28 protein-coding genes are annotated in these 22,111 nt (G+C 57.2%); 11 read left to right on the top strand and 17 right to left on the bottom strand.

What is annotated here, in order from left to right; genetic code table 11:
• Window positions 1–2: 2 nt before the first annotated feature.
• Window positions 3–737 (bottom strand): cytochrome c biogenesis CcdA family protein, encoded by a 735-nt coding sequence (locus JHL21_RS03715; protein ID WP_200211947.1) that lies wholly within the window; start codon window positions 735–737, stop codon window positions 3–5.
• A 259-nt stretch (window positions 738–996) separates the two neighbouring features.
• Here JHL21_RS03715 and JHL21_RS03710 point away from each other — a divergent pair, with 259 nt between their 5' ends.
• Window positions 997–1,329: a hypothetical protein gene (locus JHL21_RS03710; RefSeq protein ID WP_199532852.1), complete on the top strand. Its 333-nt coding sequence runs from the start codon at window positions 997–999 to the stop codon at window positions 1,327–1,329.
• Entirely contained in the window at window positions 1,326–3,014 is a 1,689-nt protein-coding gene (locus tag JHL21_RS03705) for a methyl-accepting chemotaxis protein (RefSeq protein ID WP_200211945.1), read from the top strand. The genes JHL21_RS03710 and JHL21_RS03705 overlap by 4 nt, the downstream gene beginning before the upstream one ends.
• A 124-nt stretch (window positions 3,015–3,138) precedes the next feature.
• Here the strand turns inward: JHL21_RS03705 and JHL21_RS17860 are convergent, their stop codons facing one another.
• Genes JHL21_RS17860 through purC form a run of 3 tightly spaced genes read right to left on the bottom strand, consistent with a single transcriptional unit; the run spans window position 3,139 to window position 4,306 of the window.
• A complete protein-coding gene (locus JHL21_RS17860) occupies window positions 3,139–3,264 on the bottom strand; it encodes a hypothetical protein (protein ID WP_282567595.1) in 126 nt (41 codons plus the stop codon).
• Between the two features lie 13 nt (window positions 3,265–3,277).
• A complete protein-coding gene (gene purS / locus JHL21_RS03700) occupies window positions 3,278–3,520 on the bottom strand; it encodes a phosphoribosylformylglycinamidine synthase subunit PurS (RefSeq protein WP_169195045.1) in 243 nt (80 codons plus the stop codon).
• Window positions 3,521–3,541: 21 nt separating this feature from the next.
• Window positions 3,542–4,306 carry a phosphoribosylaminoimidazolesuccinocarboxamide synthase gene (gene purC, locus JHL21_RS03695; RefSeq protein ID WP_169195044.1) on the bottom strand — a complete coding sequence of 255 codons (765 nt, stop codon included), beginning with the start codon at window positions 4,304–4,306 and terminating at the stop codon, window positions 3,542–3,544.
• Between the two features lie 206 nt (window positions 4,307–4,512).
• Between purC and JHL21_RS03690 the strand changes: the two genes are divergently transcribed.
• A complete protein-coding gene (locus tag JHL21_RS03690) occupies window positions 4,513–4,836 on the top strand; it encodes a DUF1476 domain-containing protein (protein ID WP_200211943.1) in 324 nt (107 codons plus the stop codon).
• 75 nt (window positions 4,837–4,911) lie between these two features.
• Here JHL21_RS03690 and JHL21_RS03685 read toward each other — a convergent pair whose 3' ends face one another.
• The gene (locus JHL21_RS03685; protein ID WP_169195042.1) at window positions 4,912–5,214 is read right to left on the bottom strand and encodes a DUF1344 domain-containing protein; all 303 of its coding nucleotides are present in this window, start codon (window positions 5,212–5,214) and stop codon (window positions 4,912–4,914) included.
• A gap of 556 nt (window positions 5,215–5,770) precedes the next feature.
• Between JHL21_RS03685 and JHL21_RS03680 the strand changes: the two genes are divergently transcribed.
• Together JHL21_RS03680 and JHL21_RS03675 are read left to right on the top strand one after the other, a co-directional pair.
• Window positions 5,771–6,211 (top strand): hypothetical protein, encoded by a 441-nt coding sequence (locus JHL21_RS03680; RefSeq protein WP_200211941.1) that lies wholly within the window; start codon window positions 5,771–5,773, stop codon window positions 6,209–6,211.
• Entirely contained in the window at window positions 6,192–6,902 is a 711-nt protein-coding gene (locus JHL21_RS03675) for a hypothetical protein (protein WP_200211939.1), read from the top strand. The genes JHL21_RS03680 and JHL21_RS03675 overlap by 20 nt, the downstream gene beginning before the upstream one ends.
• Window positions 6,903–7,089: 187 nt before the next feature.
• Here the strand turns inward: JHL21_RS03675 and JHL21_RS03670 are convergent, their stop codons facing one another.
• The 6 genes from JHL21_RS03670 to JHL21_RS03645 all read right to left on the bottom strand — a co-directional run bounded on the left by JHL21_RS03670 (window position 7,090) and on the right by JHL21_RS03645 (window position 11,952).
• A complete protein-coding gene (locus tag JHL21_RS03670; protein ID WP_200211937.1) occupies window positions 7,090–7,971 on the bottom strand; it encodes a hypothetical protein in 882 nt (293 codons plus the stop codon).
• A 195-nt stretch (window positions 7,972–8,166) separates the two neighbouring features.
• On the bottom strand, window positions 8,167–8,715 hold the full coding sequence (locus JHL21_RS03665) for an alpha/beta hydrolase (RefSeq protein ID WP_200211935.1): 549 nt from the start codon (window positions 8,713–8,715) through the stop codon (window positions 8,167–8,169).
• Window positions 8,712–10,043: an adenylosuccinate lyase gene (gene purB, locus JHL21_RS03660; protein ID WP_199532847.1), complete on the bottom strand. Its 1,332-nt coding sequence runs from the start codon at window positions 10,041–10,043 to the stop codon at window positions 8,712–8,714. Before purB ends, JHL21_RS03665 begins: the two co-directional genes overlap by 4 nt.
• Window positions 10,044–10,060: 17 nt before the next feature.
• Entirely contained in the window at window positions 10,061–10,501 is a 441-nt protein-coding gene (fosX, locus tag JHL21_RS03655; RefSeq protein WP_210338830.1) for a FosX/FosE/FosI family fosfomycin resistance hydrolase, read from the bottom strand.
• Complete coding sequence (rpe, locus tag JHL21_RS03650) at window positions 10,494–11,174, bottom strand: ribulose-phosphate 3-epimerase (protein WP_200211934.1); 681 nt, start codon at window positions 11,172–11,174, stop codon at window positions 10,494–10,496. Before rpe ends, fosX begins: the two co-directional genes overlap by 8 nt.
• A 106-nt stretch (window positions 11,175–11,280) precedes the next feature.
• Window positions 11,281–11,952 carry an RluA family pseudouridine synthase gene (locus JHL21_RS03645; RefSeq protein ID WP_254081905.1) on the bottom strand — a complete coding sequence of 224 codons (672 nt, stop codon included), beginning with the start codon at window positions 11,950–11,952 and terminating at the stop codon, window positions 11,281–11,283.
• A gap of 56 nt (window positions 11,953–12,008) precedes the next feature.
• Between JHL21_RS03645 and JHL21_RS03640 the strand changes: the two genes are divergently transcribed.
• Together JHL21_RS03640 and JHL21_RS03635 are read left to right on the top strand one after the other, a co-directional pair.
• Window positions 12,009–13,010 carry a hypothetical protein gene (locus tag JHL21_RS03640; protein WP_200211931.1) on the top strand — a complete coding sequence of 334 codons (1,002 nt, stop codon included), beginning with the start codon at window positions 12,009–12,011 and terminating at the stop codon, window positions 13,008–13,010.
• 106 nt (window positions 13,011–13,116) lie between these two features.
• Complete coding sequence (locus tag JHL21_RS03635) at window positions 13,117–13,590, top strand: CYTH domain-containing protein (RefSeq protein ID WP_199532844.1); 474 nt, start codon at window positions 13,117–13,119, stop codon at window positions 13,588–13,590.
• Between the two features lies 1 nt (window position 13,591).
• Here JHL21_RS03635 and JHL21_RS03630 read toward each other — a convergent pair whose 3' ends face one another.
• Window positions 13,592–14,155 carry a gluconokinase gene (locus tag JHL21_RS03630; protein ID WP_200211930.1) on the bottom strand — a complete coding sequence of 188 codons (564 nt, stop codon included), beginning with the start codon at window positions 14,153–14,155 and terminating at the stop codon, window positions 13,592–13,594.
• Window positions 14,124–14,897 (bottom strand): SDR family oxidoreductase, encoded by a 774-nt coding sequence (locus tag JHL21_RS03625; protein ID WP_200211928.1) that lies wholly within the window; start codon window positions 14,895–14,897, stop codon window positions 14,124–14,126. The genes JHL21_RS03630 and JHL21_RS03625 overlap by 32 nt, the downstream gene beginning before the upstream one ends.
• 207 nt (window positions 14,898–15,104) lie before the next feature.
• On the opposite strand from JHL21_RS03625, the gene gndA reads away from it, so the two are divergent.
• Window positions 15,105–16,523 carry an NADP-dependent phosphogluconate dehydrogenase gene (gene gndA, locus JHL21_RS03620; protein ID WP_200211926.1) on the top strand — a complete coding sequence of 473 codons (1,419 nt, stop codon included), beginning with the start codon at window positions 15,105–15,107 and terminating at the stop codon, window positions 16,521–16,523.
• Window positions 16,524–16,642: 119 nt separating this feature from the next.
• Here the strand turns inward: gndA and JHL21_RS03615 are convergent, their stop codons facing one another.
• The 4 genes from JHL21_RS03615 to JHL21_RS03600 form a co-directional block, all read right to left on the bottom strand.
• On the bottom strand, window positions 16,643–17,134 hold the full coding sequence (locus JHL21_RS03615) for a GNAT family N-acetyltransferase (protein ID WP_200211924.1): 492 nt from the start codon (window positions 17,132–17,134) through the stop codon (window positions 16,643–16,645).
• Between the two features lies 1 nt (window position 17,135).
• Window positions 17,136–18,449 carry an MFS transporter gene (locus JHL21_RS03610; protein WP_200211922.1) on the bottom strand — a complete coding sequence of 438 codons (1,314 nt, stop codon included), beginning with the start codon at window positions 18,447–18,449 and terminating at the stop codon, window positions 17,136–17,138.
• A gap of 84 nt (window positions 18,450–18,533) precedes the next feature.
• On the bottom strand, window positions 18,534–19,706 hold the full coding sequence (locus JHL21_RS03605; RefSeq protein WP_199532344.1) for an FAD-dependent monooxygenase: 1,173 nt from the start codon (window positions 19,704–19,706) through the stop codon (window positions 18,534–18,536).
• 8 nt (window positions 19,707–19,714) lie between these two features.
• Window positions 19,715–19,960, bottom strand: a complete 246-nt coding sequence (locus JHL21_RS03600; protein ID WP_200212265.1) for a zinc-finger domain-containing protein — start codon at window positions 19,958–19,960, stop codon at window positions 19,715–19,717.
• Between the two features lie 144 nt (window positions 19,961–20,104).
• Between JHL21_RS03600 and JHL21_RS03595 the strand changes: the two genes are divergently transcribed.
• The 3 genes from JHL21_RS03595 to JHL21_RS03585 all read left to right on the top strand — a co-directional run bounded on the left by JHL21_RS03595 (window position 20,105) and on the right by JHL21_RS03585 (window position 22,110).
• Window positions 20,105–20,872: an alpha/beta fold hydrolase gene (locus JHL21_RS03595; RefSeq protein WP_200211920.1), complete on the top strand. Its 768-nt coding sequence runs from the start codon at window positions 20,105–20,107 to the stop codon at window positions 20,870–20,872.
• 83 nt (window positions 20,873–20,955) lie between these two features.
• Entirely contained in the window at window positions 20,956–21,783 is an 828-nt protein-coding gene (cysE, locus tag JHL21_RS03590) for a serine O-acetyltransferase (protein ID WP_200211917.1), read from the top strand.
• 114 nt (window positions 21,784–21,897) lie between these two features.
• On the top strand, window positions 21,898–22,110 hold the full coding sequence (locus JHL21_RS03585; protein WP_200211915.1) for a DUF3126 family protein: 213 nt from the start codon (window positions 21,898–21,900) through the stop codon (window positions 22,108–22,110).
• Window position 22,111 lies beyond the last annotated feature (1 nt).

Genomic DNA, 22,111 nt, shown 5'->3' with positions numbered 1-22,111 from the left:
CTTTAGCCGAAGGTTGCCAATACCGGGAAAGTTTCGAGGAACCAGAACGAGATACGGGTGAAATTGCCGGTGATGAACAAGAGCCCGGTGATGATGAGGATCACGCCCATGATCTTCTCGACCACGCCCAGATGCTTTTTGAAATTCTGGAAGAAGGTCAGGAAGGGGCCGATCGCGATGCCCGCCAAGAAGAATGGGATGCCCAGGCCAAGGGAATAGAGACCGAGGAGCATGGCGCCTTCTGTGGCGCTATCGCGGCTTGCGGCAACGGACAAAATGGCCGCGAGGACGGGGCCAATACATGGCGTCCAGCCAATAGCGAAGGCAAGGCCGAGAAGGAAACCGCCGAGCGGGCCTGACGCCATGCCGGGGCCGTGGTGGCGGACCTGACGATCCAAAATCCCGATGCGGAACACGCCGAGGAAGTGCAGGCCCATTGCGATGATCACCACACCAGCGACGGGTGTGAGGATCGGCAGGATCTGGCGGAAAGCTTGGCCAAATGCGGTCGCCGTGGCGCCGAGCGCAACGAAGATGATCGAAAAGCCGAGAATGAAGAAGAGCGAAGTGATAGCGACGCGCAGCGTCAGCTTACCAGGGGCATTGGCTTCAGCTCTGAGCTGATCATAGCTCGCGCCACTCATATAGGTCAGATAGGGCGGAACCAGCGGCAGTACGCAGGGGCTCAAAAAGCTCAAGACCCCGGCGCCAATGACCAAAGTGAGGGAAAATTCCAAATCACTCTCCTTGCGTTGCTTCTCTGTAGCGCAGTTGAGCCAGAAGGCAATGAGCCTACATGCCGCAATGACGAAGGTTTGAGCATTGACGGTGCTCAAAAATAAGTTCTGGGCCCGAACCTGTAAAATCCCTCGTATTTTTTTACGAGTTACGCAGCTACACGGTGTCAAAATTCATAAAGCGCAAATCCTTAGGGGGCATCCTTATGCCGTCCAAGGCATTTCGTCAGGGCCGACACTATTCCGCGGAGGGGTATGTATGCGCCTAGGAACCGTAGCCGAAAATAGATTTGCGGGCGTTCTGGCATTTGCCACGGCGCTATTGACCTTGGTCACACTCGTTATTGGCTACCATCTGCCCCCGGAAACCGGCGAGGTAGGGGTTATATTTCCGCCCTGGTTCGATGAACCAGCAGCGGTCTCAGCGATCATCAGTGCAGGGGGGACACTGGCTGGTGGTACGCGCTTCTCAAATATCCTCGTCGCAGTCGCACCCGACCCGGACTTCGCAACCAGGGTCATCAAATATGGGGCGCTGCTCATCACCTCTGCACGCGGTCTTTGTGCCCCAATAGAAGGACTTGAAGCATGAGCCTTGAGCTATTTCGAAGTCGGGTGCTGCTCGCACTGAGCACTCTGTGCGCTATTCTTGCCATCAGCTCTATCGCTGTTGAATATGTCCGCTTCGGCGAATTTGGCATGGCCACATATCTCGCCGTCGCCCTGTCTGGGATGATGGCACTAGGGTTTATGCTGTTTCGCCTGCGTCCAACTGGGCGGCATCTCATCGTCGCTGTGCTCATGGGACTGGTGTCTGCATCGCTGATCGCTATGCGTGGCAGTCCGATGCAAATCGACATGCATATGGCGTTTTTCGCGGCGTTGGCGATGTGCTCGCTCCTCTACGACATTCGCGCCATTCTGGTGGGCACGGCATTGGTGGCGGTGCACCATTTGGCGCTAGGCCTGTTCTTTAGCGATCTGGTTTTCTATGGCACGGGTGGGTTGGATCGGATTGCCTTGCACGCTGTGATCCTGGTTCTGGAGGCAGCGGCGCTCATCTGGATGACGATCAATACCAATGCGGCGCTGCATCTCGCAGAGGAGCGGACAAAGGACGCCGCGATGCGTACGGATGAAGCCCATGCGAGTGCCAAAGAGGCGCAGTACGCAGCCGAAACAACGGCTCATCATGCTGAGCAGATGCAACAAATGCAGGCTGAGTTCGCCGCGGTGGTTGAGGCGGGCCTTGCCGGGGACTTCTCGAAACGCATGATCGGGCACTATGACGATCATGCTCTCAATGAGCTTGTTGAGGCGACCAACAGCCTTGTCGATCAAATTGGGCGTGGTGTTGGAGCGACACAGATCGTGCTTCAGTCGCTCGCTCGTGCTGATGTGACATTGCGTGTTGAAGGCGAGTTCAAGGGAGTGTTCTCAGACCTGCAGGACAACACCAACGCTGTTGCGGAAAAGCTCGGTGAGATTGTGATGCAGCTCAAGCAATCTTCGAATGCATTGAAGGATGCTACGGGTGAAATTCTCTCTGGTGCTAATGACCTCTCGGATCGGACCAGTCGGCAGGCGTCGACGATTGTCGGTACCACCAGCATCATGGCGCAATTGGCTCAGACCGTTGAGATCAACGAACAGCAGGCCAATGACGCTAGCTCCAACGCACTCGCAGTTAGCCAGTTAGCCGACGAAGGCGGTAAGATCATGCAGGAGGCCAATCAGGCCATGCTGCGCATGACGGAATCCAGCCAGAAGGTCGGTGACATCGTCAAGTTCATCGATGACATTGCCTTCCAGACCAATCTCTTGGCCCTGAACGCTTCGGTGGAAGCAGCGCGGGCAGGCGAGGCGGGCAAGAGTTTCGCGGTTGTTGCGTCTGAAGTGCGACGCTTGGCGCAAAGCGCGGGTAAGGCGTCGGGCGAGATCAAGACGCTGATCGAAAAGAGTAGCAATGACATTATGGGCGGCACCAAGCTTGTTGCCGATGCGGCCCGGACGCTGATGACTATGGTTGAGACCGCGCATGCGAATATGCGGGTTATGGAGGCGATTGCTCAGCACGCGAGCGGGCAGGCGATCTCGATTAAAGACGTCACCTCGGCAGTGAAGACCATGGACGAGATGACCCAGCATAATGCGGCGCTGGTCGAGCAGATGAACGCGGCGATCGAGCAATCGGAGGCGCAAGCGCGAGAGCTCGATCAGATCGTTGATATTTTCACGACAGACCAGAGCAGCAAGCGGCTTCGTGCGGTCGCGTAACGCTAAGACTTAGGGCACAAAAAAAGCCAGCGTGAGCTGGCTTTTTCGTTTGAACCATTGCTGCCAGTTTGGCTGCAGGCGCTAGAGGCGAACTCGAGCGTCGCGCGGGGTCTGGCAGGATGGTTTAGACTGGAACCGACGCATAGGCCGCGAATAGCAGGCCAAGAGATGCGAGGAACATGACAGAGAGAGCGATAGTTTTGCGCATGAGATTACCGTCCTGCACCCAATAGGGGTGCGACAGGAACATTAGCCCGAAGGCGTTAATTGAGGATTTCGATGGCGTAGTTTTCAATAACGGTGTTAGCGAGAAGTTTCTCGCACATCGCTTTGATCTGAGAACGTGCAGTTTCCTCATCGGTTCCAGCAACTTCTAGATCAAACACCTTGCCCTGACGGACAGAGTTAACACCGGAGAAGCCAAGGCTCGCGAGCGAACCTTCGATGGCCTGACCCTGTGGGTCGAGAACGCCGTTCTTGAGAGTGACTGTGACGCGCGCTTTCATCTGAACTGCCTCGACCTACTATTATTGAACCAGACGCGGACCAGTGGTCAGCGCGTTGTCGCTTTCGACGAGAATGCCAAGACGCTGAGCGACTTCGCGGTAGCTTTCGACAAGATCGCCAAGGTTTTCGCGGAAGCGGTCCTTGTCGAGCTTGTTGCGGGTCTTGATATCCCACAGGCGGCAATTGTCTGGGCTGATTTCGTCAGCAAGCACAATGCGCATCAGATCGCCTTCATAGAGGCGGCCAACTTCGATCTTGAAGTCAACGAGCTGAATGCCGACGCCCATGAACAGGCCGGTCAGGAAGTCGTTGATGCGGATCGCTAGGCTCATGATGTCATCGAGCTCAGCTGGGGTGGCCCAACCGAATGCGGTGATATGCTCTTCGGATACGGCTGGGTCGTTCAGCGCATCGTCTTTGTAGTAGAATTCGATGATCGAGCGCGGCAGCTGAGTGCCGGGTTCGAGGCCGAGGCGCTTGCACAGCGAGCCTGCAGCATAGTTGCGAACAACCACCTCAAGCGGGATGATCTCGACTTCCTTGATCAACTGCTCGCGCATGTTGAGGCGACGCAGGAAGTGGGTCGGGATACCCATGGAGTTCAGCTTGGTGAAGATGAACTCAGAGATGCGATTGTTCAGTACACCCTTACCGTCGAGGACCTCGTGACGGGCACCGTTGCCTGCCGTTGTGTCGTCCTTGAAATACTGGATGAGAGTGCCTGGTTCTGGACCCTCAAAAAGGATCTTTGCCTTGCCCTCATAGATTTTGCGTCGACGGTTCATGATCGAATCCGTTGTCTAAGGATAGGTAGGGTGGAGTTGAGCCGGATATGCGCCATTACTGCGCCTAAAACAAGCGCTTTTGTAGGCCCATTCGGAATGGCATTTCCCGCCTGAACCGTAGGCACACCGTTGCTTTGCGGCGCTGAACCTCCTATGTCGGGAAAGAAACTCCAGCCATGCGGCTGAGATGCAACACGGGAGCTACCATGAGCGCGTTCGAAGACCGCCAGAAGGGTCAGGAAGCTAAGTTCGCATTCGATGCGGAAAAGCAGTTCAAGGCGGATGCCCGCCGTAACAAGCTGCTCGGCATTTGGGCTGCAGAACTGATGGGTCTGGAAGGCGATGCCGCTAAGGCTTACGCCACCGAAGTCGTTGCAGCTGACTTCCAGGAAGCTGGCGATGAAGACGTGTTTCGCAAGGTCGCTGGCGACCTGGCAGCGAAGGGCGTGTCGGTTGGTGAAGACGTGATTCGTCAGAAGATGGTTGCTCTTAAGGTGACCGCTAACGAACAGATCGCTAACGAAGGCTAAGAGCTTTCGATATTGGCAATTGAAAGGGGAGCCTCAGCGAGGCTCCCCTTTTTTGTTGGGAGTGTGTTGACGGCGCTATCCGAGGGTGACGGTTGTTGCCTCCATGGCTGTGCCGTTCATCTTCCAATGCACGGTGACTTTCTCGCCAGCCTTGAGAGTTGGGGTCGAGTAGTTGGCGGGCAATTGGTAGATTTTGCCATCTGCCAAGGTCAGCGTGTGTGCCTTGAGGTCAAAGCTCTTCACAACGCCACTTGCCGTTTGCTCGGCTGGTGTGGTGGCTGCGGGCTTGGCCGCCGGTGCCACTGTCGAGGCGGCAAAGGCCGCTCCGGGTGCTGCAAGAGTGACGGCAATGAGGAGAGGGGCAATAAACTTACGCATGATTTTGCTCCATGCATAACGGGTCGGTAGACCCGGTGATGTCGGCTTGCAGATCCTGTCGTGTCACGCATCTACTCATTTATGCGCCGGCAAATCTAAGTCGATGACCAAGTTGTAGGCCCCGAAAAACAGCTCTTCCAGTTAAAGATATTTAATTCCGATCTTGTCAGAAGCGTCTTAATTTCAATGAGTTGGTCGGCATTTTGAGCGATTTGAGACAGTGCGTGCACGACTGGGGTTAAATTGCGTTCCCCTGTCGAACTCTTGACATTGTCTTGCCGGTTTTGTTGGGACATCGCCGCACGTGCCGCGCCAGTGGAATAGCGGCCTAGGGCGGCTTTTGTTTTTTGGGTAGATGCGCTCCATCAGGCGGTCCGTCAGAGCAAAGGTCGTGTCGAATGCGATGAGTGCTCTCGCGTCGATTACATCCAAGGCAATGTTAGTCAGTAAGGTTTTATCAGGTAGACCTATCGGGACAGCGGGACGCAGTGTGCAGATAGGTCGCCATAAGATCGCGAGGCACGCATTTATTGAGCCGCGAAAGCGGAGGAGACATATGACGGCATTGGCTAGAATTTCTGCAGTATTTATCGCTTTGGCGGCAACTCTAGCTTTATCGGCACCGGCGCGAAGTGAAGCCGCCTGTGCCGAGGATGACTTTGATTCATTTCTGACAGAGTTTCAGAACAATCCGTCTGAACAAGAAAATATGAGCGCCGATCAGATTGAGATGACGACGTTTCAGGAAATGGGCAGCGCCATGCCGGCGCGCTTCACGGTCGTGCAAAGTAAAGAGGAATTGGATTGGCCGATTTTGCCCAGCCTCGCCGCGCTGAAGCAGCAGGATCTCAGTGTCCAGATCTTTCAAGATAGCCCGTTGAAAGCTGAACTGTACGCGCGCGCCACTGACCTGCGGGAGGTCGATTTCGTGTGGTACTTTGAAAAAAATCCATGCTGGTCCTTCGTCGGGTTCTCAGATGGCTCACTATATCGCTGATCGCATCAAGCTGAACCCAGTCGGTATTATGGTCATTCGAAATCCGCTTTTGGGATTTTTAGCGTTACTCGCAATTGCGCCTCAAGCTCAGGCAGAGCGTCTGGGTATTCCTCTTCCCTTGCCGCAGGGTGTTCAGACTTGCGAGCTGCAAGGATGGGCTTATTCCAATGGGCTTGTGGAAGTCGTTTTGCGTCAATCCCCTGACAAGGACAGCAAGGCGCTCGGCATCGTGCCCGTTGATGATCCGTCCAAAACCGCGTCACATGGCAATATGCTCTATCCTGCGGAAATCACCATCGTGCAGTACGACGGGGGCTGGCTAAAGGTTTCTGCATTGAGGGACCTGGAAAATGCCGAAGCGGAACGCGCTGTCCCACCCACGCCAGGGTGGATTGCGGCCAATTCCATTCGCTTCAATATCCAGTCTGGGAACGGCTACGCGGCGCCGGACACTGCCAGCGCAGTCCTGATCGATATGAAGGGCGAATGGGCCACCGAGGTCGGAGAGATCGAGCAGGTTCACGCTTGTCAGGCAAATTGGGTTTTGGTGGATTACCGTCAGACGCTTACCCGTGACGCGCAGGGTGCGCTGGTTCCTGTGGCTGAGGAAAAGCAAACTCGCAAGCAGGCATGGTTTCGCAATACCTGCGGTGACCTCTTCACAACATGCGACAGGCAGTTGGATCCATAGGGGATGGTAAAGCGCTGCATGAGGCCATGCAGGTAACGTTAAACTTTAAGCAGTGGGCGCTATGGACCGGGTGCCTAGTTCGTCCGCCGTTGTTCCACGTGTTGACGGGTGACGACTGCAGGATTGGGCTCCCGCAAACGAGACTTGAACAGAACCCCGCAGGAAGGATCCTACGGGGTGTTGTGTTTTAGCGGATTGAATTTCTGCCGTAATAATAGGGGTTCAGATCCAAGCCGACGGCACGATCGAGATCGCGCAGATTGGTGCTGCTGGCACCAAACGGTATTTTAATCCCGGCGAAGACCGAGTGCATCGTCGCACGGTACGCGCCTGCGTTTTGAAAGGAGTCAATTCGGTTGGAGTAACTGAGACTCAGGATCAAAGGCTTGTCCTCGAGCTTGTAACGCCCTTCCACGCCCCAGCTCAGATCGCGGAAACCCGCATCATAGGTTTCGTGCTCGTAAATCGACCGGGCAGTGACGGACATGTCTGGAGTGAGGTAGTACGTACCTTCGAGGCCAGCGACCCAAGCATTGCTTTTGTTGTTTTTGGCGTCGTCGGTGACGGCACCGGTATAGCTGAGTTGCCCGGCGACGCGGAATTGTTCTGCGTTATAGCCAGCTTCAAGTGCAACGGTCGCAAAGCCGTGCCGATCTGCCGTATAGCCGACTTCCTTGTAACTTAAGCCCCCGCCAGAGATGGCGCCGCCGACATAGAAGTCGTCAATGTGGTAAGTGCCGTGGATCGCTGCTCCGGCGAGCATCGTTTCCCAGTCGTATTCGTACGAGCGGACAGGGCCTTGACCGATGACGGTGCCTGAGGCGCTTTGCGCCCACGCGTCAATCTGAATGCTGAATTCGGGTGAGACGGCGATCCCGAGCTTTGCATCAAGGGTAAACAGCTTTGTTTGGCTGTCGCTTACATACCAACTGCTGCCTTCGCGGTTGTAATGTATCGACTGAAGTCCCAAGTCGGTGGAAATGACGCCTGTTAAGCCAATCTCTTGGGCCGTGGCGTTGGTGGAGAGCAATGCAAGCGCCGCCATTGTGGCGTAAAATTGAGTACGCATGGTAATTTAGATCCAGGGCAATATGCCTATTGGACTGCCACTGTTCGTGCGGGAGTGCAATGTGATGCGAAGAGTGCCTTTTGCTATTCGAGCATAGGGTTTGAGGAGCGGCACTTTTGACACAGTGAGTGGGGCCAGCCGATCACCGTTCTGGAAGCCATAAGAAAAGCCGCCCGGAGGCGGCTTTGGTGTTTGCTAGATGCGCTGCATGAGGCGGGTGAACATCAGCAGGCCTTCGGGCCAAGGGCCGTGGCCGCTCTCGATGTTGATGTGCCCGGCTTCGCCCGCATCATGGAATTCTGAGCCCCATGCGCCAGCCAGATCAGCGGCGGTTTCGAGCGCGCAATAGCCATCGGTGGATGACGCAACGAGCAGCGACGGGAAGGGCAGGGGATCGCGCGGGACGGGCGCGAAATCCTTGACGGCTTCCGGCGCACTGTCGCGATAGACGTCTGGTGGGGCGACGAGGAAGGCGCCCTTTACCTTGCCATCGGTGAGCTGCGCGGCGGCCTTGGCCAGAGCAATGCAACCGAGCGAATGAGCGACAAGCACAACGGGGCGCTCGGCCAACTCGACCGCTTTGACAATGGTGTCGATCCAGTCTTCTGGATCTGGATCTGACCAGTCGGCCTGCTCAACAAGGGCAGCCGAGCGGATTTTATCCGCCCAGCGCACCTGCCAATGACCGTCTTTGGAGCCATAGAGGCCCGGCAAGATCAGGATGTCGACTTCAGAGAGCTTCATGCGCCAAACACACGGTTGAAGATCGTGTCGACATGCTTGAGGTGATAGGCGTCATCAAACATGGCGTCGATTTGTTCATCGGACAGAGTCACTTCCGGGTCAGCCTTGAGGTTGGCTGCGAAGAGACCGGCGCGATCGCCATTGTGCTGCCAGACCTTCATGGCGTTGCGCTGAACGGCAGCGTAGCTGTCTTCGCGGCTGTAGCCTGCCTGGGTGAGGGCGAGCAACATGCGCTGGGAATTGTGCAGGCCGCCGAGCAGGTCGAGGTTCTTGCGCATGTTTTCTGGGTAGACGACGAGCTTGTCGATCACGCCGGTAAGGCGGGCCAGAGCGAAGTCGAGGGTGACGGTCGCGTCTGGGCCGATCATGCGTTCAACGGACGAGTGCGAAATATCGCGTTCGTGCCAGAGTGCGACGTTTTCGAGCGCTGGGGTGACCATGCCGCGCACGAGGCGGGCAAGACCGGTGAGGTTTTCGGTGAGGACTGGGTTGCGCTTGTGCGGCATTGCCGACGAGCCCTTCTGGCCCGGGGAGAAGTATTCCTCAGCTTCGAGAACTTCGGTGCGCTGCAGGTGACGGATTTCCACGGCGACGCGTTCGATGGAGGACGCTACAACGCCGAGCGTGGCGAAGAACATGGCGTGGCGGTCACGCGGGATGACCTGGGTCGAGACTGGCTCGATGGAAAGGCCAAGCTTTTCAGCGACGTATTCTTCGACCGACGGGTCGATATTGGCGAAGGTACCGATGGCGCCGGAGATGGCCGCGGTGGCGATTTCATCGCGCGCTGCAACGAGGCGTGCGCGGTTGCGGGTGAACTCGGCATAGGCTTCGGCAAGCTTGACGCCAAAGGTGGTCGGCTCGGCGTGAATGCCGTGCGAGCGACCAATGGTGATGGTGTTCTTGTGCTCGTAGGCGCGACGCTTGAGGGCTTCGAGCAGAGCATCCACGTCTGCGATCAGAATGTCGGCAGCGCGCTTCATCTGCACCGAGAGCGTGGTGTCGAGAATGTCCGAGGAGGTCATACCCTGATGGACGAAGCGAGCGTCTGGACCAACGATTTCGGAAAGGTGGGTCAGGAAGGCGATAACGTCGTGCTTGGTGGTGCGTTCGATTTCGTCGATGCGCTCGACGTCAAAGCCATAGTCACCGAGCTCGGCCTTGCGAGCATTCATCACTTCCCAGATTTTATCAGCGCTTTCCTTGGGCACGACGCCCAGCTCTGCGAGCTTGGAGGTCGCGTGCGCCTCGATTTCGAACCAAATGGCGAACCGAGTTTCGGCGGACCAGTTGGCGACCATTTCGGGGCGGGAATAGCGCGGGATCATGGGCTTAGCCTTGTAGCTTAGGAATGTGATTCAACTGGCGGTTGCTTGTAGCGCTCTAGGCGCTCGGGCAGCGTGCCAGTGTGCAGTTCGAAGAGGTGGTTGTCGCGGTCGTGGAAATAGAGCGAACGGCCTTCGCCCGCAACCCTTGGCCGCGTTTCGCGCATGTCCAACCCCAGAGCCTCGATGCGCTGGCGATAGGTTTCCAAATCAGCAGCAGTGAATTTGAAGGCGATGTGATTGTAGCTGCGCGAGGGAAGAGACTGGCCTTGCATAATGGCGATCCAGAGGTCGGTGGCGCCGACATGGAAGAACCGCTCCTGTGAGAGCGAGAAGGTTTTGTCCTCGCTGTCATAGATTTTGCGCGCGCCGAGGACTGTCACCAAGATTTCCTCCATGCCGTCGAGGTTCTCGACGATAAAGGTCATGTGGCTCAGTCCCTCGATGCGTGGCTCAGGCATTATGCGTGTTTACCGCGTCTCGGATGGCCTGAATGCGACCTGCGTAAGTGGCCGGATCATTACCGCCGTAAATGGCAGAACCAGCGACGAGCACATTGGCTCCCGCCGCGACGATGTCTTTTGCGTTGGCAGCGGTGACGCCACCATCGACTTCCAGATCGATGTCACGACCACCGATCAGCGCATGGGCTTGTGCGATCTTGGTGAGGCTTTCGCGAATAAAGCTCTGGCCGCCGAAACCGGGATTGACGCTCATGATGAGGACGAGATCGACGTCATCAATGACGTGCTGGATGGCGGAGACAGGTGTCGCTGGGTTCAGCGCCACGCCGGCTTTTTTGCCGAGGGCGCGAATGGCCTGCAGAGAGCGGTGCAGGTGGGGGCCAGCCTCGGCGTGGACGGTGATGATGTCTGCGCCGCCATTGGCGAAGTCAGCCAGATAGGCATCGGTGGGGGCGATCATCAGGTGACAATCAAAGGTCTTCTTCGTGACCCCACGCACCGATTTCATGATCGGCGCGCCAAAGGAGATGTTGGGCACGAAATGGCCGTCCATCACGTCGATATGGATGTAATCCGCGCCAGCGGCGTCGATGGCTTCCACCTCCGCGCCAAGCCGCGCAAAATCGGCGGATAGAATGGAGGGAGCGATACGAAGCGGACGGGTGGGCATAAAGGCCTCTCTCGGGCGCGGGGATATGCTCGCTGCTATAGGCCCGCGCGAGAGATCGGGCAAGAGTGAGCGCCTCTGCGAGCGCTTCACTCCTGCTAAAGTCCAATCAGAATGGCACGGGGGCCGTGAAGGTCATGAACTCTTTCGTCGTTGGGTGAGTAAATCCCAATTCGGCGGCGTGCAGTTGGAGGCGATCGGCAGCGGAGAGATCATCGCCAGAGGCATAAAAGGCATCGCCCAGAATCACATGGCCAAGGGCCTTCATGTGAACGCGCAGCTGATGGGTGCGGCCGGTGAGGGGGGTGAGTTTTACGCGCGTCGCGTTCTCTTCGCGCTCCAGTACCTGCCACTCGGTTTGCGCCGGGCGACCGTTTTCGTGGTCGATTTTCTGGCGCGGCTTGTTTTCCCAATCGGTACACATAGGCAGGTCGATGAGGCCTGAATCCTCTTCGATAATTCCGGACACGCGAGCGATATAGCTCTTGGTGGTTTTGCGGAACTCGAACTGGCTGCCGATGAAGCCGTGCGCGGGCTTGTTCAGCGCCATGACGAGAACGCCAGACGTGTCTTTGTCCAAGCGGTGGCACATGCCAGCCGTGGGCCAGGTTTGGTGGGCGCGATGCTGAATGCAGTCCCAGAGGCTGGGGTCTTTACCCGGCACGCTGAGCAAGCCAGATTGCTTGTCCACTACCAGAATGTCGTCATCGACGTGGATGACGTTCAGGTAGGGTTCAGTGGGAGGGAAGTAGTTCAGCAGTGTGGGCATAGGTCCGGGCATATGTGCCCTCTACCAGAGAGTGCCCCCCTTGAACAACAGCTTGAGGGACAAGCGACATGTGGGACTTTTCTATAGGGCGGGCTTTGGGCCTGATGGCCAAGACTTGGCCGTTCATCGTGTTTCGGATGGTTGTCTACTTCGGCATAGCTGCCGCCTATGTGTTGGTGACAGGAACTGGGGCCGGAATTGGTTGGGGCATTGGCGCTTTCGGAGATGCTGATTTCCAAGCCACATCATCGATTTGGGGCGGAGTTGCAGGCTTCGCACTGACTGCCGGGGTGATCTATTTCCTGCGCGAATATATTCTCTATGTGGTCAAGGCTGGCCATATCGCAGTGCTGTCTGAACTGATGGAGGGGCGCGAAATCCCCGCCGGGCGGGCGCAGATTGATCACGCAAGTGCTATCGTCAAAGAGCGTTTTGCTGAGGCGAGCGTGTTGTTTGGTGCCGATCAGCTGGTGAAGGGTGTGCTGCGGGCCATTACGGGTCTCGTCAATGGCATTGCCGCGCTAATCCCAATCCCGGCCATACAATCGCTGACGGGCGTGCTGAGGGCATTCCTCAATCTGTCGGTGGGGCTGCTTGATGAAGTGATCATGGCCTATGCCATTCGCACCAAATCGACCAATCCATGGGACAGTGCCAAGACGGCGCTGGTGCTCTATGGGCAGAACTACAAGGTGATGTTCAAGAACGCGGCATGGCTGACTGTGATCACCTATGGGCTGGCCTTTGTGGTGTTCCTAGTGATGCTGGCGCCCGCGGCGGCGCTGGTGTGGTTTATGCCGGGTGGCTGGTCGGCTGGGGGCTTCGTGTTCGCGCTGATCTTCGCTTGGGCGGTGAAGGTGGCGCTGATTGAGCCTTTCGCCATTGCCTGCATGATGGAGGTCTATTTCAAAACCATCGCGGGGCAAGCGCCTGATCCAGCTTGGGATAATCGCTTGAGTGGTATGACGAAGAAATTCGTTGAGCTCAAGGATAAGGCGGCGGCCTATGTCGGGCGGCGGTTCGGGGGCGCGCCAGCACAACCGCCATCGAGTTTTACACCGCAAGCTTGAGTTTAGGATGAGCCACCTACGGGTGGCTCAATCATTTCATGGACCCAAAGCCTGCGCTTCGCATTATGATTCAAGTCATTGTCTGATTGATTCCGGAAAGAGCCCTATGGGTATTGAAATTGAACGCAAATTTCTTGTTTCGAGCGATGGTTGGCGTTCCGGAGTGACGTCGAGCGCGGCTTTCCGTCAGGGTTATCTATCGACCAATGCCAATCCGACAGTGCGCGTGCGTGTGGTTGATGATGCCCAAGCGTTTTTAACGCTCAAGGGCAAGCCCGTGGGTTTGGCACGGGCGGAATTTGAATATGAAATCCCGGTTGAGGACGGGTTGCAGCTGATGGAGCTGGCGCGGCCCAATGTCATCGAGAAGCGCCGTTATCTTGTGCCGCACGGCAATCATACTTGGGAAGTGGATGTGTTTGAGGGGCCGCACGAAGGGCTGGTGACGGCAGAAGTGGAGATGGGTGCGCTCGACGAGGCGGTGGAGATCCCCGACTGGGTTGGCAAGGATGTGTCGAATGACGACCGCTATGCCAACGCCAGCCTATCGCGAAATCCGGGCGTCCCGGACGAACGCTGAACTACTGCCAGCGCTTGAAGGCACGGAGGTGTTTTTGGTCGGCGACGACGGTACGAACGATTTTGTCGACACTGTCGGTGACCGGAACTTTTAGGACGTGCTCGGTGGTGTCATCGGGCACTTCGAGCGTCGCGAACTGGCTGTCGAGAAGCGACGTGGGCATGTACTCGTGATTGCGCTTGGCCATGCGCTTGGCAATGACCTCTTTGCTGCCATCGAGATAGACAAACAGCACAGGCTCACCGGCTTCGGCCGTGATGAAATCGCGATAGGCTTTTTTCAATGCCGAGCACGCGCCGACTGCGACGCTCTTTTTGGAGGCTGCGTCTTTGAGGGCAGAGGTGAGGGCGGTCAGCCACGGCCAACGGTCCTCATCGGTTAGGGGGGTGCCTGCGCGCATTTTCTCGACATTCGCTTCGGGATGGTAGCGATCACCATCTAGGAAGGGGGCGTGCAGGGCGCGGCCGAGGGCTGCACCAACGGTAGACTTGCCCGAGGAGCTGACGCCCATCACGATGATGATGCGGGTGGGTTCAAACTGTGGCTGAGAAGGCACCGTCGACATAGAGAATGTGTCCGTTCACAAAGCGAGAAGCGTCAGAAGCGAGGAAGACAGCGGCCCCGCCCAATTCGTCGGGCTGGCCCCAACGCCCCATGGGCGTGCGCTGTTCGATCCAGCGGTTAAAAGTTTCGTCTTGGCTCAGGGCCTCATTCATCTCGGTGAGGAAATAGCCCGGCGCAATGCCATTTATATTGAGACCGTGCTTTGCCCAATCCACGGCCATGCCGCGGGTGAGATTTGCCACAGCTGCTTTGCTCGCCGCATAGGGCGCAACCGAGGGTCGTGAGACGTTGGAGAGCATGGAGCAAATGTTGATGATCTTGCCGGAGCGACGCGGGATCATGTGACGGGCCACGGCCTGACCAACGGTGAAGACCGAGGTGAGGTTAGTTGTCAGTACCTGATCAAAGCGGTCGGCTGGGAAATCCTCAAGCGGAGAGCGGAACTGCATTCCTGCATTGTTGACCAGAATATCGATCGGGCCGAGGACATGCTCAACATAGTCGATGCCGTCGCCGACGCTGTCTTCGCTGGTGACGTCAAAGGCCACGGCTTTCACGTCATGACCCGCTTCGTTGAGTGTGGCAGCAGCATCGCCAAGAGCGTGACTATCACGCCCGTTGATCACAATACGTGCTCCGGCCTCCGCCATTGCCTTGGCAATCGCGAATCCCAAGCCGCGGCTTGAACCGGTCACCAGTGCGAGTTTTCCGGATAAATCAAAGGGCGAAGTGGGTTTGGTCATGGCAGCTCCGCCGGAATTCTATCTGTTCTTGTTAGATCAGGGGACTAAGCTGTGCAAGATTGACTGCAGTCTGCCATACAAGATGATCGGAATGGTCGGAAATTGCACTTTCTGACCTATCTTCTTTCGCTATGATGTGGTCAGTATCGCCGCCGCCTATTAGGCGTGCTTCAGAATGACCACGATGACCTTCGGAAGGATATTTGGATGTCGACAGCGGATATCGGCCTAATCGGCCTTGCGGTTATGGGCTCGAACCTAGCTCTCAACATCGCAGAGAAGGGCTACACTGTTGCCGTGCACAACCGGTCTGCTGTCCGCATTGACGAGTTTGTAGCAGAGGCAAAGGCCCAAGGCCTGTCTGAAAAGACACTTCCTAAGTACGATCTTGCAGAATTCGTAGCCTCGGTGAAGGCGCCGCGCTCCATCATCATCATGGTCAAGGCTGGTCAACCCGTTGACGATATGATCGAGCAGCTGTTGCCACACCTTGAGGCTGGCGATGCGATTATCGAATGCGGCAACTCGCTGTTCACCGATACGCAGCGTCGTTTTGACTACCTCAAGCCAAAGAACATTGGCTATCTCGGCGTCGGTGTTTCCGGTGGCGAAGAAGGCGCGCGTCATGGCCCATCGATTATGGTCGGTGGTTCCAAGGACCAGTGGCACAATGCTGAAGCTGTTCTTACGGCTATTGCGGCCCAGTTCAACGGCGAAAGCTGCTGCGCATATCTCGGTGAAGGCGGCGCTGGCCACTTCGTAAAGACCATCCACAACGGCATTGAATACGGCGACATGCAGATGATCGCCGAAGTCTATGGCGTGATGCGTGATGGCCTGGGCATGTCCGCCAAGGAATGCGCTGCCGTGTTCAAGGAATGGAACAAGGGCGCGCTCAACTCCTACCTCATCGAAATCACCGGCCACGTGCTGGACGCGGTGGATGCAGAATCTGGCAAGGCCCTCGTCGATCTGATCCTCGACAAGGCTGGCCAGAAGGGAACCGGCGTTTGGTCGGCTATCGTTGCTCAGCAGATGGGTGTTCCAGCAACCGCCATTGAAGGCGCTGTTGCAGCTCGCTCGATCTCGTCGCGCAAGGAAGAACGCGTTGCGGCTGAAGCCATCTATGGCAAGCCAGTACGCAGCAAGACCGACGTGACCCTTGCAGACCTCGAAAAGGCGCTGCTGGCTGGTAAGATCGTTTCTTATGCGCAGGGCTTTGCGGTTATCGCTAAGGCTTCGGAAGAAAACGGTTGGGCACTGCCGCTCGCGACCATCGCCAAGATCTGGCGCGCTGGCTGCATCATCCGTTCGCGCTTCCTCGACCAGATGTCCTCGGCTTATGCCAAGGGTGAAGCGACCAATCTGCTCGTTGTTCCAGATTTCGTAGACATCATGAAGGACAGTCACCCAAGCCTGCGCAAGGTTGTTGCTGCTGCCGCTGTTGGCGAATTCCCAATGATCTGCCTCTCGGCTGCTCTGTCGTATTTCGACAGCTACCGCCAGGCGCAGGGCACTGCGAACCTCATTCAGGGCCAGCGCGACTTCTTCGGCGCCCACGGCTTCGTCATCGAAGGTCGCGGTTCGGACCTGCACGGCACTTGGCCGAGCACTCTGGGCAAGTAAGACTTGGCTCAGACTTGAGATTGAAAGGCCGGGGGTGACCCCGGCTTTTTTGTTTTTGGGGTACGCCTTAAATCTCTGGATGCAAGGGGGAGAGCGGCGTAGGGCGCTGGCCGTGCGCTCTATTCGTCGTGAAGTTCGCGGAACATGACAAAACTGTCGACGTAGCCGTGGGTGGGGTGGTTGAAGGCTTGTGGGAGCGTGCCGACGATGGCGAAGCCGAGCGCCTGCCAGAGGGCGACAGCGCGGGTGTTGGTCGACACGACGTGGTTGAACTGCATTGCCCTAAAACCGCGCTCCTTTGCCAGCTCTAGGCTGTGGAGGCACATTGCCTTGGCGATGCCTCGCCCCTGTGCCTCCGGCGAGACCATGTAGCCGCAATTGGCGACGTGGGCGCCGTTACCGCGCTGATTGGCCATTATGTAGTAGGTGCCGAGCACCTTACCGTTCTCTTCAGCGACGTAGACGCTGTGGCTGGGCAAGAACCAGTAGGCGAGCGTGCCCTCATCATCGAGGTCGGTGTCGATGGTATAGGTCTCGCCTGAAGCGAGGACTGGCTTGACGATGGAGAGAACCGCCTCGCGGTCCTCTAGGGTTGCGGGGCGGATCTGCATATCAATCGTTTTCGTCTAATGGTGGCACGCGAACCTGGCCGGGTGGGGCGATTTCGGGTGCGTGAGGGTGGTTTGCAATAGATGGGCGACGTCCCAGCTCAAAGCGCCATGCGGCCACGGCGAAAATGATCAGGGCGATAGCGACGGCCACGCTGGCAGCGATAAATGGTGCGCCGGGGAAGTAACCCGCCGAGCCTGGGGTGGTGGTGTAATAGGAAAAGATCTGCGTGGCGGCGAGAGGGCCGATAATGGTCGCGAGCGAGCTCGCGGCATTGACCGCACCTTGCAGTTCACCTTGCGAGTTGTCCGGCACCTGACGCGACAACACGCCGTTGATGGCTGGTGGGGCGAGGCCCGAGACGCAACCAACGCCGATGGCGATATAGAGCATGTATACATCGGTGCTCATACCGACCGCAGCGAAGGCCGCAATGGCAGCGATAAGGCCGATCATGGCGACAGCTGGCTCGCCCATGCCGCGCGACATGGGGCCCGCCAGCACAGCTTGGGCAATCGCGAAGCCAAGGCCGAAAGCGCCAAGCGTGCGGCCAATGTTGGACGAGCTAAAGTTGAACATCTCCACGGTGAAGTAGGAGAATACTGTGGGCAGGGATTGCGCCGAGAGCTGGAAGAAGAACAGCACGGCCAAAAGCCAGAGCACTGACGGGTACTTCTTAAGCGCGAGGACGGCACCGAGCGGGTTGGCGCGACGAATGTCGAAGCGGCGGCGGCGGGTCTTGGGCAAGCTTTCTGGCAGCACGAAGAGGCCGAAGAGGAAGTTTGCAAACGCGAGGGCGGCTGCGGCGTAGAACGGTACGCGCGGGCCGAGTTCGCCCAATTCACCGCCAATAACGGGGCCAATGATGAAGCCTAGGCCGAAAGCCGCACCAATCAGGCCGAAGCTTTGCGTGCGTTTCTCTGGCGGGGTGATATCGGCCATGTAGGCAGTGGCCGTCGCTAGGGCTGCGCCAGCAATGCCAGCAATAATTCGGCCGATGAAAAGATACCAAACGAAGGGGGCAATCGACATCATGAGATAGTCGAAGGTGAGGCCCAATAGGGAGAAGAGCAGAACCGGGCGACGACCGAATCTGTCCGATAGATTGCCCAGAACCGGAGAAAAGACGAACTGCATGAAGGCGTAGGCGAAGACCAGATAGCCGCCAATAACTGCCGCGTTTGCAACGCTGCCGCCTGTCAATTCCTCTAATAATTCGGGTAATACCGGGGTGATAATGCCCACACCGATCATGTCGATCAGGATGGTTATGAGGATACAGGAGAGGGTCAGTTTTGAGCGTGTCGCTGCTTGCATGCGGTACTTGAAACCTTCCTGTAGTCACCCGCTAGGGCATGTCGCAAATGACACGCACGCCAGCGGGAAAGCAAGAGGCGCCTGTTAGTGTGGCGGCGCCTCAGCATCATAGCTGTATATCCAGCCCAAGCGCTTGAGATGAGCGCGAGTGCCTTGTTTGGCCATCACCACATTACGCGCCCAGCTGAATGGCCAGGCCATGTGAAAAATGCGTCCGTTTTGCGCGGAGAGCGCTGCAACAGCGTGAAGTCGCTTCTGGCGCCGTTTTGCATAATGAGAGAAAGCCGCTTCAGGCTGTTCTGTTCCCATTAAAAGTGGCGCAAGCACGGCGGCGTCTTCAATTCCCATCGCTGCGCCTTGTGCCTGGAAGGGCACTAGGGCGTGGGCGGCGTCACCAATGAGGCCAATACGACCTCGGCTCCACACATTGGTGGAGACGGTGTTTAGGGCCCAAGGGGTCCATTGATCGCGCGCAGCGCTAAGGATCGCGCTCACTTTAGCACCAGGCTTTTTGAGGGTTGGTTGACCCAAGGCCTTGATGTCTTCGCCGGGCGTAAAGAGCGCTAGGTTGAACTGTTTGCGATGCGGCAGTGGGTAACACACGAGGTGGAAGCCTCGCGCGAAAAATACGGAAACCCGGTTTGGCGATATGATGCCGTCGAGCTTTTCCATGGGAATAAGTGCACGCCACGCGATGCGCTTGCCAAATACGGCCTGCGGACCGCGAATGGCGCTCAGGCGCGTTTGGGAATGGACGCCATCGGCACCGATCAGAGCTTCGCCGCGGAGGGCGCGCTTTTCGCGTCCTGCGGTGAAGTGCACGGTGACGCCGCCGACGTCGTCCTGCATCTGCCAATCGGTAACGCCGAAGTGGATTTCGATGTTGGCAAAGCGGCGGCAGGCAGCGTGCAGAACTCCGGCTAGGTCGGCACGATGCAGAATGGCGTAAGACGACCCAAATTTTTCGCGCATCAACGGGCCAAGCTCCATCGTTGCGATGGGGCCCTTGCTGGAGAGGGTGTAGGAATCGAGGGCCTCAGGCTCAAAACTGACTTCGGATAGCGCCTCGGCTAGGCCAAGGCGATCCAAGATAAGACGAGCATTCGGGCTGAGCTGAATTCCTGCACCAAACTCTTCAATGTCGGTTTGGCGTTCGATGATGCTCACTTTGGCGCCGAATTTAGCGAGGCCAAGGGCGAGCGTCATGCCGGCGATGCCGGCACCTATGATGATAAAATGACGGCCCGTGGCGGCCATGGCATTACTCAGGCGGCGTTGACCAAGAAGATAGACGAGGCCGGATTGGCCTGGCCTGCACCGAGCTCATCTTTGAACACATAGAGCGTCGAGCAATATGGGCAGACGATCTCTTCATCCTTACCCATGTCTAGGTATACGTGTGGATGATCGAAAGGTGGCAGCGCGCCAACACACTGGAATTCCTTCGAGCCAATCTCGATGCGGGCAAGGCCGGAGGTGTTGTGGAAATGCGGGGTTACGCCGTGCGCCATAATACCAACCTGAATGGTTTGATGAATTGGCGCGACCATAGCCAAACAGCAATGCCAAGAAAAGGAGAAAGCGTGTTTTGCTTTTTGCCTTGCATTTGCCGCTGTGAGCCGCAAAACCCACTTAAGTTCTTTTGAGGAATGTTGATGCCAACTTTCACCCATTCGGGTTTGACCCTTGCTTATGACGTTTATGGAGAGGGCGCGCCTGTGCTCTGCGTGCATGGGTTTGCCTCGAGTGGCAAGGTCAATTGGCTCGATACAGGGTGGGTCGAGACTTTAGTGGAGGCCGGGTACCAAGCCATAACGCTCGACAATCGGGGGCACGGAGGATCCGACAAACCGCACGATCCAGACCTCTATTATCCGAGCTTGATGGCAGAGGACGCACTGGCGCTCTTAGACCATCTTGGGATCAGCCGAGTTGCGGTGTTGGGTTATTCCATGGGCGCTCGCATCGCCGCGTTCATGGCCTATCAAGCCCCAGAAACGGTGGCATCGGTCGTCTTCGGTGGCATGGGGCTCAACCTCATCAACGGGTTGAGTGATGGCAATGACATTATTGCCGGACTGCGCGCGCCGAGCCTGGCGAGTCTGACCCATCCGACGGCACGGCAGTTTCGGATTTTCGCCGATCATACGGGGTCGGACCGAGAAGCGCTTGCCGCCTGCATGGAAACATCGCGCGAGGCTATGGCACGCGCTGATGTTCGTCGTATTGACGTGCCGGTGCTGGTCGCCGTTGGTGAGGCCGACGAAATGGCCGGGAGCCCACAACCCCTCGCAGAATTGCTGCCACAGGGTGAGTCGGTGGTGATCCCCAAGCGGGATCACATGCGGGCCACGGGCGATAAGGTGTTTAAGTCTGTAGCTCTTGAGTTTCTCAGTAGAACATACTCGGGCGGTGCTGTTTGATGAACCAATCTCGCTGCTTTGACTTTGAATAGAGAACAATCTGGCTTATATCGTCGGGAAGCGATGAAACGGAGTGCGGCGCCATGACCGGCAATGCTCAACAGTCGATCCAGATCAAATCAGTCGATCCCGTATGGGAAGCGGTGCGTGCGAGCGCGCAGCAGATCGTTGATTCTGAACCCGCATTGGCGAATATGGCGCTTAGCAATATTCTCAACCATGCGCGGTTCGAGGACGCGTTGGCTCATCGTCTTGCACTGCGCTTGGGGGACGAGGATGTGTCGGCCGACATGATCCGCCAGGCCTTCGAAGAAACTTTGCGGGATGCGCCACATATTGGTGAAGCCGCACGCACTGACCTCGTCGCGACAATGGAACGTGATCCTGCCTGTGATCGTGCCGTTGAGCCGCTGCTCTATTTTAAGGGCTATCAAGCGATCCAAACGCACCGTTTCGCCCATGCAATGCTCAACGCCGGACGGCGCGATTTTGCGCTCTATTTGCAGAGCCGATCCAGCCAAGTGTTTCAGGTTGATATCAACCCGGCCGTGAAGATGGGTAAGGGCATTATGCTCGACCATGGCACTGGCTTGGTGATTGGTGAGACGGCTGTCGTCGGCGACAATGTCTCCATGCTTCAGAATGTTACGCTGGGTGGGACCGGTAAGTCTGATCAGGATCGTCACCCAAAAATCGGCAATGGTGTGTTGATCGGCGCTGGTGCCAAGGTGCTTGGCAATATCCGCGTGGGGGATTGCTCGCGCGTGGGGGCAGGGTCCGTTGTGCTCAAGGAAGTGCCGCCGCGCGTGACCGTCGCAGGTGTTCCCGCAAAGGTGATTGGCGAGGCGGGTTGTGCCCAGCCAGCGCTGGTAATGGACCAGGTTGTGCTGGTTTACGACAAGACCTCGTAGGGCGCGTGCAAGAGCTTCACACGGCTTGTTCCCGCTAAAATGGTTGGCATAGGGGTTGCCAGCGAGCGGCTAGGGTCTAGATTGCGCGCTTAACCCAAGTACAGGACATTTGCTGTGAACCAGCCAGAAATCATCAAACTGCAGGGCTTCCTGCAGCGCACCTTTGGCAACAAGAACATCGACGTTCGTCCACGCCACAAGCTGAACGACTCTGTCGAAGTGTTCATCGGCGATGAATCCATCGGCCTGATCCACGTCGATGACGAAGACGGCGATAAGTCCTACATGTTCTCCATGTCGATCCTCGATATCGATCTAGAAGACTAAG

Source organism: Devosia sp. WQ 349K1, from assembly GCF_016595685.1.
In the GTDB taxonomy this organism is placed as follows: Bacteria; Pseudomonadota; Alphaproteobacteria; order Rhizobiales; family Devosiaceae; genus Devosia.
The sequence above is the reverse complement of the archived record's forward strand: the minus strand, read 5'-3'. Positions and strand labels throughout refer to the sequence as shown.